Origin of the sequence: Sporosarcina koreensis (assembly GCF_001531445.1) — a bacterium.
GTDB classification, from domain to species: domain Bacteria; phylum Bacillota; class Bacilli; order Bacillales_A; family Planococcaceae; genus Sporosarcina; species Sporosarcina koreensis_C.
Map to the genome: position 1 here is coordinate 1 of NZ_LQYA01000399.1, position 590 is coordinate 590.

The 590-nt window shown below is 65.4% G+C and carries 1 protein-coding gene; it reads left to right on the forward strand.

The features are described 5' to 3' along the window. On the forward strand, window positions 1–590 hold a 590-nt coding region (locus AWV70_RS22590; RefSeq protein ID WP_160327736.1), incomplete at both ends, for a TolC family protein.

Consider the following 590-nt stretch of genomic DNA (forward strand, 5'->3'; position numbering starts at 1 on the left):
GACGCTGCTCAGCGGCTGCGCGCTGATCCAGGATGAGCCTGCCCAGGTCGCCATCGTCAATCCGCAGCAGGCCCAGCTGGCGCAGGTGATCCACCTGGCGAACAGCGACTGGCCGGCCGCCCGCTGGTGGGAGGCCTATGATGATCCTCAGCTCAATATGCTGATCAACCGGGCGCTGCAGAACTCGCCGACCATGCAGGCCGCCCGGCTGCGCATCTCCCAGTCGCAGTCCACGGTGGAACTCGCCCGGTCGGCGATGGGCCTGCAGGCCACCGCCGTCGCGGCGCAAAACCGCCTGCGGATCACCGACAAATCCTTTAGCTGGCCCTACTCATACTCCCTGCCGGTGGATAAAAACGGCCCCTGGTATACGCTGAATACCGTTGGCGTCGGGGCGCAGCTGAATATCGATCTCTGGGGGGCCGATCGCGCACGGGTCGCCGCCGCTATTGGCGAGAAAAACGCCCGGCTGGCGGAGACCGCCGGCATTGAGCTCGACATCGCCAGCAGCGTGGCGCAGCTCTATTTCGCCATGCAGGCGACGTTCCAGAAAATCGCGCTGCTGCAGGAGCTGGAGGGCATTGCCCGAT